Raw genomic sequence first — 13,375 nt, 5'->3', positions numbered from 1 at the left:
TCAGGCGAGCCGCTTGACCGCCGCGCCGACGCGCTCGTCCGTCGCGGTGAACGCGACGCGGACGTGCCGGGCGCCCGCCTCGCCGTAGAAGTCGCCGGGGGCGACGAGGATGCCGAGGTCCGCGAGGCGGGCGACGGTGTCCCAGCAGGGCTCGTCGCGGGTCACCCACAGGTAGAGGCTGGCCTCGCTGTGCTCGACGCGGAAGCCGTGCGCCTCCAGGGCCGCGCGGAGCGCCGCCCGCCGGGCGGCGTAGCGGCCGCGCTGCTCCGCGACGTGCGCGTCGTCGCCGAGGGCCGCGACCGTGGCGGCCTGCACCGGGGCCGGCGTCATCATGCCGCCGTGCTTGCGGATCTCCAGGAGTTCCCCGAGGACGTCCGCGTCGCCGGCGGCGAACGCGGCCCGGTAGCCCGCCAGGTTGGACCGCTTGGACAGGGAGTGGACGGCGACGAGGCCCTCGTAGGAGCCGCCGCAGACGTCGTCGTGCAGGACGGAGACGGGCTCGGCCTCCCAGCCCAGCTCCAGGTAGCACTCGTCGCTGAAGACGAGGACCGAGTGCTCCCGCGCCCAGGCCACGATGCGGACCAGTTCGTCCTTGGGGATGACCGCGCCGGTCGGGTTCGACGGCGAGTTGAGCCACAGCAGCTTCAGGCCGGCCGGGTCGAGTTCGGTCGGGTCGTCGTAGACGACGGCCTCGGCACCGCACAGCCGCGCGCCGACCTCGTACGTGGGGTAGGCGAGCCGCGGGTAGGCGACCTTGTCGCCGGGTCCGAGGCCGAGCTGGGTGGGCAGCCAGGCGACGAGTTCCTTGGAGCCGACGACGGGCAGGACGTTGCGGTGGCCGGCGGCGCTCGCGCCGAGGCGGCCGCGCAGCCAGCCGGTGATCGCGTCGCGCAGTGCGGGCGTCCCCCACACGGTGGGGTAGCCCGGGGAGTCCGCGGCGGCGACGAGCGCGCTCCGGATCAGCTGCGGCACCGGGTCCACGGGCGTGCCGACGGAGAGGTCGACGATGCCGTCGGGGTGCGCCGCGGCCGTCGCCTTGTACGGCTCCAGCTTGTCCCACGGGAAGACGGGAAGGCGTGCGGATACTGCGGCCACGGTGCTCTCTGCTCTCTCGTGCGGTCCGGTGCGGCGGGTGAACGGCTCGGTCCCGCGCGGCGCGGGGCCGTACGGGACCGAGGTGCGTTCCGCCCGCGTGGGGGCAGCCGTCAGTGGCCTTCGCCCATGGGCGGCAGCGCGGCGACGAAGGGGTGGTCGCGCTCGATCAGACCCAGCTTCGAGGCACCACCGGGCGAACCGAGCTCGTCGAAGAACTCGACGTTCGCCTTGTAGTACTCCTTCCACTCCTCCGGAGTGTCGTCCTCGTAGAAGATGGCCTCGACCGGGCAGACCGGCTCACAGGCGCCGCAGTCGACGCATTCGTCCGGGTGGATGTACAAGGACCGCTGGCCCTCGTAGATGCAGTCGACGGGGCACTCTTCGATGCATGCCTTGTCCTTGACGTCGACACAAGGCTCCGCGATGACGTAGGTCACGCTCTCGTTCCTCCTCGGTAGGGCTGTCCATATCGCGCGGGAGCGCGGCGTCGTCGATGCCCACGCCTAGTATCTCCGTTCCCGGGCACGATCCGAACAGGAGGGGCGGACAGAGCTGTGGAAATCACTGCCGGTGGGCTGCTGGAGATCCGTATCACCCCCGCTGACGTGGGTAAACGAGTCTCCGTACGACGGTCGGACGGGGGTCCGGACGGCAGGCCCGCGTTCACGGACACGGTAGGGGTTCTCACATCCTGGGACCGGGGTGTGCTGACGATCACACGCAAGGACGGGGAATCCGTCCGCATCGCGGAATCCTCGCTGGTGGCGGGCAAGGTCGTGCCCGCGGCGCCGGCCCGGCGCCGGGGCCCGGCGGCCTCCTTCGAGGAGCTGGCGCGCGTCGGCGCGCGGGCCTGGCAGCCCCTGGAGAGCGAGCGGCTCGGCGGGTGGACGCTGCGGGCGGCCGCCGGGTTCACGCGGCGCGCCAACTCCGTCCTGGCGCTCGGCGACCCCGGGATACCGCTCGGTGAAGCACTCGCCCGGGTGACGGACTGGTACGCGGAACGAGGACTTCCGCCCTATGTGCAGGGGGCGACGGGAGCCGCGGGCACCCAGGAGGTGCTCCTCGCGGAGCTGGAGCGGCGCGGCTGGCGGCGCGAGGTGTCGGCGGAGGTCCGCACCGCCGCCCTGGCGCCGCTGGCCGACACCGCCGCGGACACCGCGGCCGTACGGCTGTCCCGGGCGCCGGACGAGGAGTGGCTCTCCCGCTACGGCCGGGTCGGCGACCCGGACACGGCGCGCCGGGTGCTGGAGGCCGGACCGTCGGTGTGGTTCGCGACCGTGCCCGGCGCCGCGATCGGCCGCCTCGTCGTGGACGGCCGGTGGGCCGGCTTCGCGGCCGTCGAGGTCGCCCCGGAGCGGCGGCGCGAGAAACTGGCGACGGCGGTGATGGCCGCGCTGGCCGCCCGGGCCCTGGAGGAGGGCGCCTCCGCGGCGTGGCTCCAGGTGGAGGCCGGCAACGACGCCGCCCGCGCGCTCTACGACGGCCTGGGCTTCGCCCCGCACCACGCCTACCACCACTACCGGGCGGCCCGGCCGTGATCCCGCGGCTCCGGGAGCAGTTCGCCGAGGAGGCCCGCGCGGAGCGCCCCGACCTGTCGGTGCTGTGCCTGCTGCTGGCGGCCGAGGCCGACCCGGCGCTGGACGAGCGGGCGTTCGACGAGGCGCAGATCGAGCTGGACCGGCTGGCCGGCATGCTGCCGTACGGGCTGCGCGGGGCGCGGGCCTGGGCGTCGGCGGTGACGGAGCTGCTCGGCGGCCGGATGGGCTTCCACGGCACGCCCGCGGACTACGAGCGGCTGTCGTCCTCGCTGCTGCACGAGGTGCTGCGGCGCCGGCGCGGCCTGCCGATCCTGCTGTCGGTGGTGTGGCTGGAGGTCGCGCGGCGGGCGGGCGCGCCGGTGTACGGGCTCGGGCTGCCGGGGCATTTCGTCGTGGGCTTCGGCGACCCGGAGGAGGGCGTGGTGGTGGACCCGTTCGCGGGCGGCGCCTCGCTGGGGGCGGGGCCGGCGGAGCAGGCGTCGGGCCCGCGCACTCCCGCGCGGACGCTGGACATCGTGCTGCGGATCCTGAACAACATCCGGGCGTGGGCGGCCACGCGGCCCGAGCAGTCGGGGGTCGCGCTGTGGGCGCTGGAGCTGTCGCTGCTGCTTCCCTCGCACCCGGCGTCCCTGCGCTACGAGCGGGCGAAGCTGCTGGTGGAGCGCGGCCGGTTCGCCGCCGGAGCGGCCGAGCTGGAGGCGTACGCGCAGGTGGTGGAGGCGGTGGACGCCGCGGCCGCGGCGCGGATCCGGTCGGAGGCCCGCTCGGCGCGCGCCCTGCTGAACTGACCGCCCGCCGGGCGCGCCCGGCGTACGGACGGCGGCCCCCGCCCCTTCCGGTGTCGGGGGGGCGGGGGCCGTGTGCGTGCCCGGCTGGCCGCGCCGTCAGCTGGGGTTGGTGTCGATGGTGACGGTGCGCTCGGCGGTGGTCTTGCCGCGCAGGGCCTTGCCGAGGGCCCCGGCGACGTCCTGCGGGGAGACCGGGGTCTTCTCGCCGGTGCCGCGGGTGATCAGCACCCCGTCGAAGCTGTTGCCGTAGATGGCCTTGAGGGCCTCCAGGTCGTACTTCTCGACGAGCTTGCCGTCCACGGCCTGCATGCTGAGGATCTTCGGCAGCGACTTGGGGCCGAACGGGATGGACTTGGGGCCGGCCTTGACGGTGGCGATGCCGGACATGGCGGGCTCGGCGAACTCCTTCATGGCCCGGTCGAGTTCGGCCTGGTCTACGGCCGGCTCCTTGGTGGTGACCGGGAGTTCGACGGGGGCGGCGGAGCCGGTGGCGACCATGTCGCGGAACGCCTTGGTGACGAGTTCTGCGGAGGCGCCCGTGTCGAGGGTGGTGCCGGCCTTGCCGGGGACGGCGACGGCCTTGCCCGTGTCGAACTTGATGGTGCCCTCGGTGACGGTGCCGGCGGTGCCCGCCAGCTCCTGCAGGGCGACCTGGAGCTTCTCCTCGTCGACCGGCATGACCGGGTCGGCGACGCGCTCGTTGCCGAGGAGGGAGCCGATGACGGTGACGGGGTTGTAGTCGCTGCCCGCGGCGTTGCGGACTGTGGTCTGGGCGTCCAGGCTCAGGCCGGCCTTGTCCGGCTTCAACTCGACCGGCTTGCCGCCCACGGTGAGCTGGAGCGGCGCGGCGGCGCGGTTGCCGAAGGCCGTCTGGAGCTTGGCGACGGCCTCGTCGCGGCTGCCGCTGATGTCGACGCCGAGGACGGTGGTGCCCTTGGGGACGTCCGAGTGGTTCAGCAGCAGGCCGGCTCCGTACGCGACCGCGAGCAGGGAGACGACGCCGCCGCCGACCAGGACCAGCTTCGAGCGCGCCTTGGCGACCTTCGTCGGCTTCGGCGCGGCCGCCTTGGCGGGCCGCGGCGCCGCCGGCCGGTCGGCGGACGGCTTGGGCGCGCGGGGGGCCGCGGGGCCGGCCGGCGCGGCGGGGGCCGCCGGGGCGGCGGGGCCGGGCGGCGGGACGGGGGTGCGCGCGGCGGCGGCGTCGGGGCCGGGCCAGCGCGGGGCGGCCTCGGGGCGCGGGCCGTCGACGGGGAAGGAGCCGAGCGCGGGGCCGCCGGTGGGGCCGGCCGGGCCGGCGGGGCGGCCGGGGCGCTCGGGGGCGTCGAACGCGGGGAACGGCTCCGTCGCGGGGCCGCCGTCGCCGGGGAACGCCTCGGCTGCGGGTGTACCGGCCTGGCCGCCGTCGCCGGGGAAGGCGGGGAAGCCCTGCGTGGCGCCGACGCCGGCGCCGGGCCCTGCCGGGGGCGGGACCGGCGGGCCGGTGAAGCCGGGGCCCGCCGGGGCGGGCGGCTGCGGGGCGGCCGGAGCGGCGGGGGCGAAGCCCTGGGGGGCGCCGCCGGCCGCGGGGGCCGCGGGCGGGGCGAAGCCGGCGCCGGGGGCGCCGCCGCGCACGGGCGGGGCGGGGGTGCGGACCGGCAGCGGTTCCGGGGCGGGGCCCTCCGCGGCCGGGGTGCGCTTCGGCAGCGCGGGGGCCGCCGGGGCGGCGGAGGAGGCCGCGGCCGCCTGGGGCGGCTTGCGCGGGGCGAACCAGTTGTTCGCCGACCCCTCCGGTTCGGCCGCCGGCTCGGGCGCGGGGGCGGGGGCGGGGGCGGGCGCGGGCCCGAGCGCCCGCGGCGGCTCGGGCTCGGCGCCGGGCCGGCCGGCCGGGGCCGCGGCGGCATCGGCCTCCGCCTCCGCTTCGGCGACGGGCTTGCGCATGACCACCGGCGGGATCGGCCGCGAACCCGGGATGTTGATCCGGATCCGGGTCGTCAGGGTGGTCTCGGTCTTCGGCCCGTCGGTGTCGGGCGTGGACGGGTTCGAGGTCACAGAGTTCTCCTCCGAGGCAGTCGCCGCTGGGTCCGTGGACGGGTGCTGGCCGGATCCGTACGGCTGCGTGCCCGAGGGGTAGGCGGCTCCACCGCCCCCCTGGGGCCCGGCGGACGGACTGTCGGTTTCACGACTCAAGGCAGGTTCTCCCGGTTGGCTCCGCCGCCCGTCGTTGCGTGCTCGGGCAGCTCGGCGGCCCGACCACCATACTGTCCGCGGCACGGAAGCAACTGAGCGAGTGGAATCAGAGGTTCCCCTTCGGTCTCCCCAAGCCCCCGGCGTACGCCGCCCCGCGGGGCGCCCAACGGCCCGGAACTGACACCGCGACCGAGTTCAACGGCACGTCACTCCGCGGACGGGGCGGCCTGAACGGGGCGGTGGAACGGACCGGGCAGCGTGGCGCAGATCACAGCGGCCACCGTCCCGCCCAAAAGGTAGGCGTACGTGGCGATTCCGGACGAACCGAGCAGGAAGTCCCCTTCGGGGCGCGGGGTGCCGACCACCACGTACGCCAGGAACCAGCCGACCACGCCGGCACCCACCCCGATGCCGCTGCCGTCGGCGATCCTGCCGCCGAGGAACAGCCCGAAGGCGGCCAGCACGGCGAGCACCAGCCCGCCCGGGAACCACAGGTCCACGACGAGCCAGCCGGCCAGGCCGACCACCGCGCCGAGCACCAACAGCCCGAAGAGCAGGGCGATGCGGCCGGAGGTCCAGGGCCGGGTCATGCCTGCACCCCCGCGAAGAGGTCGTCCTCGCGCCGGCCCGCCGGGGCTCCCGGAGCGCCCTGCACCAGCTCGTAGAACTCCCGCGCGAACAGCGGCTGCGCCAGGTCGTTGGAGAGGGCGAAGAAGGGCCCGTCCACGGCGATCTGGGTGGCGTGCGCGCGCATCGCGGCCGCCTTGGCGGCGACGAAGCGCTCGTCCGCGGTGATTTCGGCGGTGATGCGCTCGTCGGGCACGACGCCGGGGACGTCCTCCGGCGAGGCGACTCCGGGGAACGGCACCTTCTCGCCCGCCTCCCGCAGCCGCGCGAAGCCCTCCTCGACCACGGAGCGCGGCACCCGGTTCCAGTAGACCTTCCCGATCCGGTGCGGCTCGCCCAGGTCGCGCCGGTACGCGCCCTCGGCGGCGAGTTCGGCGGCGCGCATGGCGACGCGATGGGCCTGGATGTGGTCCGGGTGGCCGTACCCGCCGTCCGGGTCGTAGGTGACGAGGACCTGCGGGCGCAGCTCCCGGATGACCTCGACGAGGTGCGCGGCGGCCTCGTCCACGTCGGCGGACCAGAAGGAGCCGGGCCGGTCGTTCTGGGGCAGGCCCATCATCCCGGAGTCGCGGAAGCGGCCCTGGCCGCCGAGGAACCGGTGGTCGGTGACGCCCAGTTCCGCCATCGCGGCGGCGAGTTCGCCGACGCGGTGGGCGCCCAGGGTGTCGTCGCGGTCGGCCGCCAGGTGGGCGAGGGAGGGCGGGATGACCTCCCCCTCCTCTCCGAGGGTGCAGGTCACCAGAGCGACGTGCGCACCCTCGGCCGCGTACTTGGCCATGGTGAGGCCGTTGTTGATCGACTCGTCGTCCGGGTGTGCGTGCACGAGGAGCAGACGACGGGCGGGAAGACCGTTCATGGGGCCAAGCGTAGTGCGGTGATCGGCGGCTGGGGCTTCAGAGCTTGAGACCGCTGATCATGCTGGCCACGTTCGAGGTGAGCTGGGTGAGCGTCGGCGCGATGGTCGAGCTCGCCAGGTAGAAGCCGAGGAGCACACAGACGGCGGCGTGTCCCGCCTTCAGGCCCGATCGCCGGACCAGCAGGAAGACGACGATCGCCAGCAGCACCACGGCCGAGATCGAGAGTGCCACGGCGTTTCACCTCCACGTCGAGCGGACATCGGTACGCGTACTCGTACTCACTGCTCGGCGGAGTCATACCCACCGTGCGCTACGGATCATAACTATCCGTACCAGCGCATCGATCGAATTCCGGCAGCACGAGGGGCGCACCCCGCGCATGCGCAGGGTCACGGGAATGCGCGGGCGCCGGGCGCGTACGCCGGCTCGGCCGGTCGCCGGCGCCCACACGGCCGCCCCGCATCCGTGCGGAGAAGCCCGCATCTCCTGACAGAGGCGACCAATTCGCCCTGTTGGCAGGCGAATTGGGGCGGCGGGAGCAGGGGCGCGAGGGCACCGGAGGGGGCGCCGCCACCACGCGGCGAAACCATCGCGGTGGCCGGAAATGATCGGTACGGGAATGCGCCGCAGGCGCACGCGCTAGCCGCCGTGCAGCGGCCCCGGCGGCGGCGGGGGCGGCGGCAGCTCCCCCGCCGCGGGCACCACGTGCTTCTCGGCGGCGAAGTGACAGGCCGACGGATGCGCCGCCGGCCCCTCCGGGAAGGCCTCCGGCACCGCCAGCAGCGGCACCTCGTCGGCGCACCGCTGCCGCGCCTTCCAGCAGCGGGTGCGGAAGCGGCAGCCCGACGGCGGGTTGGCCGGGGAGGGCACGTCACCGGCCAGGACGATCCGCTCCCGGTGCGCGCGGGCCTGCGGGTCCGGGACCGGGACGGCCGACAGCAGCGCCTGCGTGTAGGGGTGCGTCGGGTGGTCGTAGATCTCCGCGTCCGTCCCGGTCTCCACCACCCGCCCCAGGTACATGACGCCGACGCGGTCGGAGATGTGGCGGACGATCGACAGGTCGTGCGCGATGAAGACGTAGCTCAGGTCGAACTCGTCCTGGAGCCGCTCCAGCAGGTTGACCACCTGCGCCTGCACGGACACGTCGAGCGCGGAGACCGGCTCGTCGGCCACGATGACCTCCGGCCGCAGGGCGAGGCCGCGGGCGATGCCGATGCGCTGGCGCTGGCCGCCGGAGAACTGGTGCGGATAGCGGTTGACGTACTCGGGGTTGAGCCCGACCACGTCCAGCAGCTCCCGGACCCTGCGGCGCCGGTCGCCCTTGGGGGCCGCCTCGGGGTGGATCTCGAAGGGCTCCCCGATGATGTCGCCGACCGTCATGCGCGGGTTCAGCGAGGTGTACGGGTCCTGGAAGACCATCTGGATGTTGCGGCGGACGGCCTTCAAGGCGCGGCCGGACAGCTTCGTGATGTCCTCGCCCTTGTACGAGATCGCGCCGGCCGTCGGGCGCTCCAGGTTGACCAGCATCCGCGCGACGGTGGACTTGCCGCAGCCGGACTCGCCGACGATGCCGAGGGTCTCGCCGCGGGCCAGGCCGAAGGAGACCCCGTCGACCGCCCTGACCGCGCCGATCTGCTTCCTGAAGAGGATGCCGCGGGTCAGCGGGTAGTGCTTGACGAGGTCGCGGACCTCCAGGATCGGCTCAGCCACCGAGGCACTCCTTCCAGAAGTGGCAGGCGCTCGTCCGGCGCGCGGGCGTACCGGTGACCGAGTACAGCGGGGGGACGTCGGTGCGGCAGATCGCCTGGGCCATGGGGCAGCGGGGGTTGAAGGCGCAGCCGGGCGGGATGTCCACCAGGTTGGGCGGCAGGCCCTTGATGGCGTACAGCTCCTGGCCCATCTGGTCCAGGCGCGGGATGGAGTCGAGCAGGCCGCGCGTGTACGGGTGCGCGGGCGCCCGGTACAGCTCGTGGACGGGGGCCGCCTCGACGATCCGGCCCGCGTACATGACGGCGATCTTGTCCGCGACGTCGGCGACGACGCCGAGGTCGTGCGTGATCAGGATCAGGCCCATGTTCAGCTCGCGCCGCAGCTCCGCGAGGAGGTCCATGACCTGGGCCTGGACGGTCACGTCGAGCGCGGTCGTCGGCTCGTCCGCGATGATCAGGGAGGGCTCCAGGGCGAGCGCCATCGCGATCATGATGCGCTGGCGCATGCCGCCGGAGAACTGGTGCGGGTAGTCGCCCACGCGCTGCCGGGCAGCCGGGATCCGCACCCGGTCCATCAGCTCCACGGCCCGCGCCCGGGAGTCCTTGCGGGACATCCCGCGGTGGACCTCGAACATCTCGCCGAGCTGCGCGCCCACGGTCAGCACCGGGTTCAGCGCGGACAGCGCGTCCTGGAAGATCATCGCCATCTGCGCGCCGCGGACCCGGCGCCGCTCGTCCTCCTTCATCCGCAGCAGGTCGCGGCCCTTGAAGAGGATCTCGCCGCCCGCGATGCGGCCGGGCGGCACGTCGAGGATGCCCATGACCGCCTGGGCGGTCACCGACTTCCCGGAGCCGGACTCGCCGAGCACGGCGAGCGTCTCGCCTTCGTCGACCGAGTAGTTCACTCCGTTGACGGCCTTGGCGACGCCGTCGCGGGTGCGGAACTCCACGTGGAGGTCGCGGACTTCGAGCAGCATGGGGCCGGCACTCCTCAGCGCAGCTTGGGGTCGAGGGCGTCGCGGACCGCGTCGCCGAGCATGATGAACGCGAGCACCGTGATGCTGAGCGCGCCGGCCGGCCAGAGCAGCATGTGCGGGGCGTTGCGGATCTGCGGGGCCGCATTGGAGATGTCGATGCCCCAGGAGACCGTCGGCGGGCGCAGGCCGACGCCGAGGAAGGACAGGGTGGCCTCCAGGGCGATGTACGTGCCGAGCGCGATGGTGGCGACGACGATGACCGGCGCCACCGCGTTGGGGGCGACGTGCCGCAGCAGCAGCCGGGTGCTGCCAGCGCCGAGCGCCCGGGCGGCCTGGACGTAGTCGTTCTGCTTGGCGGTGATGACGGAGCCGCGGGCGATGCGGGCGATCTGCGGCCAGCCGAGCAGCACGATGAAGCCGACGACCGGCCAGACGGTGGTGCTGGTGACCACGGACAGGAAGACCAGGCCGCCGAGGATGACGGGGATGCCGAAGAAGATGTCGGCGACGCGGGAGAGCGTCGCGTCCCCCCAGCCGCCGAAGAAGCCGGCGAGGCCGCCGAGCAGCGAGCCGAGCAGGGCGGCGCCGAGGGTGGCGCAGACGCCGACGGTGATGGAGGCGCGGGCTCCGTACACGGTCCGGGTGTACACGTCGCAGCCCTGCGTGTCGTAGCCGAAGGGGTGGCCGGGGGCCGAGCCCTCCTGCGATTTGGACAGGTCGCACTTCAGGGGGTCGCCGCTCGCGATGAGCTGGGGCCAGATCGCGATGACGACGAGGAAGGCGATCAGCAGGGCGGAGACGACGAAGACGGGGTTGCGGCGCAGCTGGTGCCAGGCGTCGGACCACAGGGAGCGGGGCTTCCCGCCCGGTCCGGAAGGGCCGGGGGCGTCGCCGAGGGGCTTCTCCAGGCTTTCCGCTTCTTCGATGGCCAGGTCCATGGGGCCGCCCGCTCCGGTGGGTGCGATGGCTTCCTTGTCGCCGGGCTGCAGCGGGTCGTACGGCTCAGGCATAGCGGATCCTCGGGTCCAGGACCGCGTAGAGCAGGTCGACGAGCAGGTTCGCCAGCAGGAAGACGATGACGAGGATGGTGACGAAGCCGACGACGGTCGGGGAGTTGTTGCGCAGGATGCCCTGGTAGAGCTGGTAGCCGACGCCGTGGATGTTGAAGATCCGCTCGGTGACGATCGCGCCGCCCATGAGGGCGCCGATGTCCGTGCCGATGAAGGTGACGACCGGGATGAGCGAGTTGCGCAGCAGGTGGCGGGTGATGACCCGGTGGCGGGGCAGGCCCTTGGCCACCGCGGTGCGGACGTAGTCGGCCTTCGTGTTCTCCGCGATGGAGGTCCGCGAGAGGCGGGTGACGTAGGCGAGGGAGACCAGCGCGAGGACGATGCCGGGCAGGATCAGCTCGTTGAGGGGGGCGTCCGGGGAGACGGTGGGCCGGACCCAGCCCCACTTCACGCCCAGCAGGTACTGCAGGAGGTAGCCGGTGACGAAGGTCGGCACGGAGATGACGATGAGGGTCAGGACCAGCAGGGTGGTGTCGACGGTCCGGCCCCGCCGCAGTCCGCTGACCACGCCGAGGGTGATGCCGACGACGATCTCGATCGTGATGGCGACGAGCGTCAGGCGCAGGGTGACGGGGAACGCCGAGGCCATCAGCTCGGTGACCGGCTGGCCGTTGAAGGCGGTGCCGAAGTCGCCCTGGAAGATCTGGCCCATGTAGTGGAGGTACTGCTCCCACAGCGGCCGGTCGAGGTAGAGGTCCTTGCGGATGCGCGCGGCGGTCGCCGGGTCGGGCGCCTTGTCGCCGAACAGGGCCGCGACCGGGTCGCCGAGCGCGTACACCATGATGAAGATCAGGAACGTGCTGCCGATGAACACCGGGATCATCTGGAGCAGCCGCCGGATCACGTAACGTCCCATGGACTGCTCCGGGGGGTGGGTGGGCCGGTGTGTCCGCCGGGCGCGTCAGCTGACCTTGATCCGGTCGTAGACGGGGACGCTGAACTGGTTGAGCTCGACGTCCGAGAGGCGCTCGGCGTATCCGGCGCTGCCGTTCTGGTACCAGAGCGGGATGGCCGGCATCTGCTCGGCGAGGATCTTCTCCGCGTCCTGGAACTTGGTGACGGCCTGCGCCGGGTCGGCCTCCTGGTTGGCCTCGTCGACGAGCTTGTCGAACTGCGGGTCGCTGAACTTGCCGTAGTTGGAGGAGGCGCCCGTGTAGTAGAGCGGCTGGAGGAAGTTCTGGATCAGCGGGTAGTCCGCCTGCCAGCCGGAGCGGAAGGGGCCGGTCAGCTTGTAGGAGCTCTGCTGGTTGCGGAAGTCGGCGAAGGTGCCGACCGGGTTGACCGTGCACACGGGGCCCTCGCCGAGGGCGTTGTTGATGCTGTTGCAGACGGCGTCCATCCAGTCGCGGTGCGATCCGGTGTCCACGTTCGAGGTGAGGGTGACCCTGCCGCCGGGCAGGCCGCCGCCCTCCCGGATGAGCTGCTTGGCCGCGGCCGGGTCGTAGGTGCAGGCGTCGCCGCACAGGGCGGGGTTGAAGCCGCCCTTCTCGCCGAGGGCCGGGGAGGTCCAGTCCTTGGCGGGGGTGCGGGTCTCGCGGAAGATCTGCCGGGTGATCTCGTCGCGGTTGATGGCCATGGAGATGCCGCGGCGGACCTTCTCCGTGCCGGGCTTGCTCCACTTCGGGTCGTACAGCGGGAAGGTGAGCGTCTGGATGATCAGGGCGGGCTGGTTGATGTACCGGTCGCCGAGGTCGTTCTTGACGTTCTTCAGCTGCTGGGCGGGGATGTCGTCGACCAGGTCGAGGTTGCCCGAGATCAGGTCCGTGTAGGCGGTGTTGTTGTCGGTGTAGACCTTGAGGTCGACGCCGCCGTTGACGGCCTTGTCCGGCCCCGGGTAGCCGTCCCAGCGGCGCAGCTTCATCCCGGTGCCCTTGGTGTAGGAGTCCACGGTGTACGGGCCGTTGCCGACGGGCTTGTCCAGCCAGGCGGCGTGGTCGGTGAAGAACGCCTTCGGCAGCGGGGAGAACGCCTGGTAGCCGAGGGTGTCGGGCCAGGTGGAGAACTTCTTGTCCAGCGCGACGGTGAAGGTCGTGGCGTCCTTGACGACGAGCCCCTTCATCGTCTTGGCGGTGGGGTCGCCGGAGGCGGGGTGCACGTCGTCGTAGCCGGCGATGTCCGAGAAGAACGGCGCGTTGTTCTGCTTGTTGCGGACGTCCGCTCCGTAGTTCCAGGCGTCCACGAAGGACTGGGCGGTGACCGGCTCGCCGTTGCTGAAGGTCCAGCCGTCCTTCAGGGTGATGGTGAAGTTCTGGCTGTCCTGCGTCTCGATCCGCTCGGCCAGCATGTTCTGCGCCTCGCCGGTCTCCGGGTCGTAGCGCACGAGCCCGCGGAAGAGCATGTCGAGGACCTTGCCGCCCTGCACCTCGTTGGTGTTGGCCGGCTCCAGCGGGTTCTGCGGATCACCCCACGAGGAGCTGACGATGCCCGACTCGCCGCCCCCGCCGCCGTCGCTGCCGCCGCCGCAGGCCGTCGCCGCGAGGGCGACGGCCACCGCGCATGCGGCCCGCCTGGCGTGCGTGGCTCCGCGCATGGAGTGCCTCCTACTGGC

Annotated in this window: 13 protein-coding genes; 2 read left to right on the top strand and 11 right to left on the bottom strand. The window is 73.1% G+C overall.

Going from position 1 to position 13,375, the window contains the following annotated elements; translation table 11 throughout:
• Together dapC and fdxA are read right to left on the bottom strand one after the other, a co-directional pair.
• The gene (gene dapC, locus ACZ462_RS01550; protein WP_467806270.1) at positions 1 to 1,095 is read right to left on the bottom strand and encodes a succinyldiaminopimelate transaminase; all 1,095 of its coding nucleotides are present in this window, start codon (positions 1,093 to 1,095) and stop codon (positions 1 to 3) included.
• A gap of 110 nt (positions 1,096 to 1,205) precedes the next feature.
• Positions 1,206 to 1,532: a ferredoxin gene (fdxA, locus tag ACZ462_RS01545; protein WP_467806269.1), complete on the bottom strand. Its 327-nt coding sequence runs from the start codon at positions 1,530 to 1,532 to the stop codon at positions 1,206 to 1,208.
• A 117-nt stretch (positions 1,533 to 1,649) separates the two neighbouring features.
• Here fdxA and ACZ462_RS01540 point away from each other — a divergent pair, with 117 nt between their 5' ends.
• On the top strand, positions 1,650 to 2,633 hold the full coding sequence (locus tag ACZ462_RS01540) for a GNAT family N-acetyltransferase (RefSeq protein WP_467806268.1): 984 nt from the start codon (positions 1,650 to 1,652) through the stop codon (positions 2,631 to 2,633).
• Complete coding sequence (locus ACZ462_RS01535; RefSeq protein WP_467806267.1) at positions 2,630 to 3,421, top strand: transglutaminase family protein; 792 nt, start codon at positions 2,630 to 2,632, stop codon at positions 3,419 to 3,421. The genes ACZ462_RS01540 and ACZ462_RS01535 overlap by 4 nt, the downstream gene beginning before the upstream one ends.
• Before the next feature lie 96 nt (positions 3,422 to 3,517).
• Here the strand turns inward: ACZ462_RS01535 and ACZ462_RS01530 are convergent, their stop codons facing one another.
• From ACZ462_RS01530 to ACZ462_RS01490, 9 genes are all read right to left on the bottom strand, one after another.
• Complete coding sequence (locus ACZ462_RS01530; RefSeq protein WP_467806266.1) at positions 3,518 to 5,587, bottom strand: peptidoglycan binding domain-containing protein; 2,070 nt, start codon at positions 5,585 to 5,587, stop codon at positions 3,518 to 3,520.
• Positions 5,588 to 5,793: 206 nt separating this feature from the next.
• Entirely contained in the window at positions 5,794 to 6,177 is a 384-nt protein-coding gene (locus tag ACZ462_RS01525) for a DUF6113 family protein (protein ID WP_467806265.1), read from the bottom strand.
• Positions 6,174 to 7,070, bottom strand: coding sequence for an N-acetyl-1-D-myo-inositol-2-amino-2-deoxy-alpha-D-glucopyranoside deacetylase (gene mshB, locus ACZ462_RS01520; protein ID WP_467806264.1), 897 nt, complete (start codon positions 7,068 to 7,070; stop codon positions 6,174 to 6,176). Before mshB ends, ACZ462_RS01525 begins: the two co-directional genes overlap by 4 nt.
• Positions 7,071 to 7,107: 37 nt before the next feature.
• The gene (locus ACZ462_RS01515; protein ID WP_114054011.1) at positions 7,108 to 7,302 is read right to left on the bottom strand and encodes a hypothetical protein; all 195 of its coding nucleotides are present in this window, start codon (positions 7,300 to 7,302) and stop codon (positions 7,108 to 7,110) included.
• A gap of 408 nt (positions 7,303 to 7,710) precedes the next feature.
• On the bottom strand, positions 7,711 to 8,781 hold the full coding sequence (locus tag ACZ462_RS01510) for an ABC transporter ATP-binding protein (RefSeq protein WP_467806263.1): 1,071 nt from the start codon (positions 8,779 to 8,781) through the stop codon (positions 7,711 to 7,713).
• Positions 8,774 to 9,757 carry an ABC transporter ATP-binding protein gene (locus ACZ462_RS01505; RefSeq protein WP_467806262.1) on the bottom strand — a complete coding sequence of 328 codons (984 nt, stop codon included), beginning with the start codon at positions 9,755 to 9,757 and terminating at the stop codon, positions 8,774 to 8,776. The genes ACZ462_RS01510 and ACZ462_RS01505 overlap by 8 nt, the downstream gene beginning before the upstream one ends.
• A 14-nt stretch (positions 9,758 to 9,771) precedes the next feature.
• Positions 9,772 to 10,767: an ABC transporter permease gene (locus ACZ462_RS01500; protein ID WP_467806261.1), complete on the bottom strand. Its 996-nt coding sequence runs from the start codon at positions 10,765 to 10,767 to the stop codon at positions 9,772 to 9,774.
• The gene (locus tag ACZ462_RS01495; protein WP_467806260.1) at positions 10,760 to 11,683 is read right to left on the bottom strand and encodes an ABC transporter permease; all 924 of its coding nucleotides are present in this window, start codon (positions 11,681 to 11,683) and stop codon (positions 10,760 to 10,762) included. Before ACZ462_RS01495 ends, ACZ462_RS01500 begins: the two co-directional genes overlap by 8 nt.
• A gap of 45 nt (positions 11,684 to 11,728) precedes the next feature.
• The gene (locus ACZ462_RS01490; protein ID WP_467806259.1) at positions 11,729 to 13,357 is read right to left on the bottom strand and encodes a peptide ABC transporter substrate-binding protein; all 1,629 of its coding nucleotides are present in this window, start codon (positions 13,355 to 13,357) and stop codon (positions 11,729 to 11,731) included.
• Positions 13,358 to 13,375 lie beyond the last annotated feature (18 nt).

It is taken from the genome of Streptomyces sp. NPDC031121, from assembly GCF_055570615.1.
Note: the sequence above shows the minus strand (reverse complement) of the source record. Positions and strands in the feature narration are given on the sequence as shown.

Coding starts and splice junctions, on each gene's coding strand:
- ACZ462_RS01525 (WP_467806265.1), bottom strand. CDS start 6,177: ATGACCCGGCCCTGGACCTCCGGCCGCATCGCCCTGCTCTTCGGGCTG.
- mshB (WP_467806264.1), bottom strand. CDS start 7,070: ATGAACGGTCTTCCCGCCCGTCGTCTGCTCCTCGTGCACGCACACCCG.
- ACZ462_RS01505 (WP_467806262.1), bottom strand. CDS start 9,757: ATGCTGCTCGAAGTCCGCGACCTCCACGTGGAGTTCCGCACCCGCGAC.
- ACZ462_RS01500 (WP_467806261.1), bottom strand. CDS start 10,767: ATGCCTGAGCCGTACGACCCGCTGCAGCCCGGCGACAAGGAAGCCATC.
- ACZ462_RS01495 (WP_467806260.1), bottom strand. CDS start 11,683: ATGGGACGTTACGTGATCCGGCGGCTGCTCCAGATGATCCCGGTGTTC.
- ACZ462_RS01490 (WP_467806259.1), bottom strand. CDS start 13,357: ATGCGCGGAGCCACGCACGCCAGGCGGGCCGCATGCGCGGTGGCCGTC.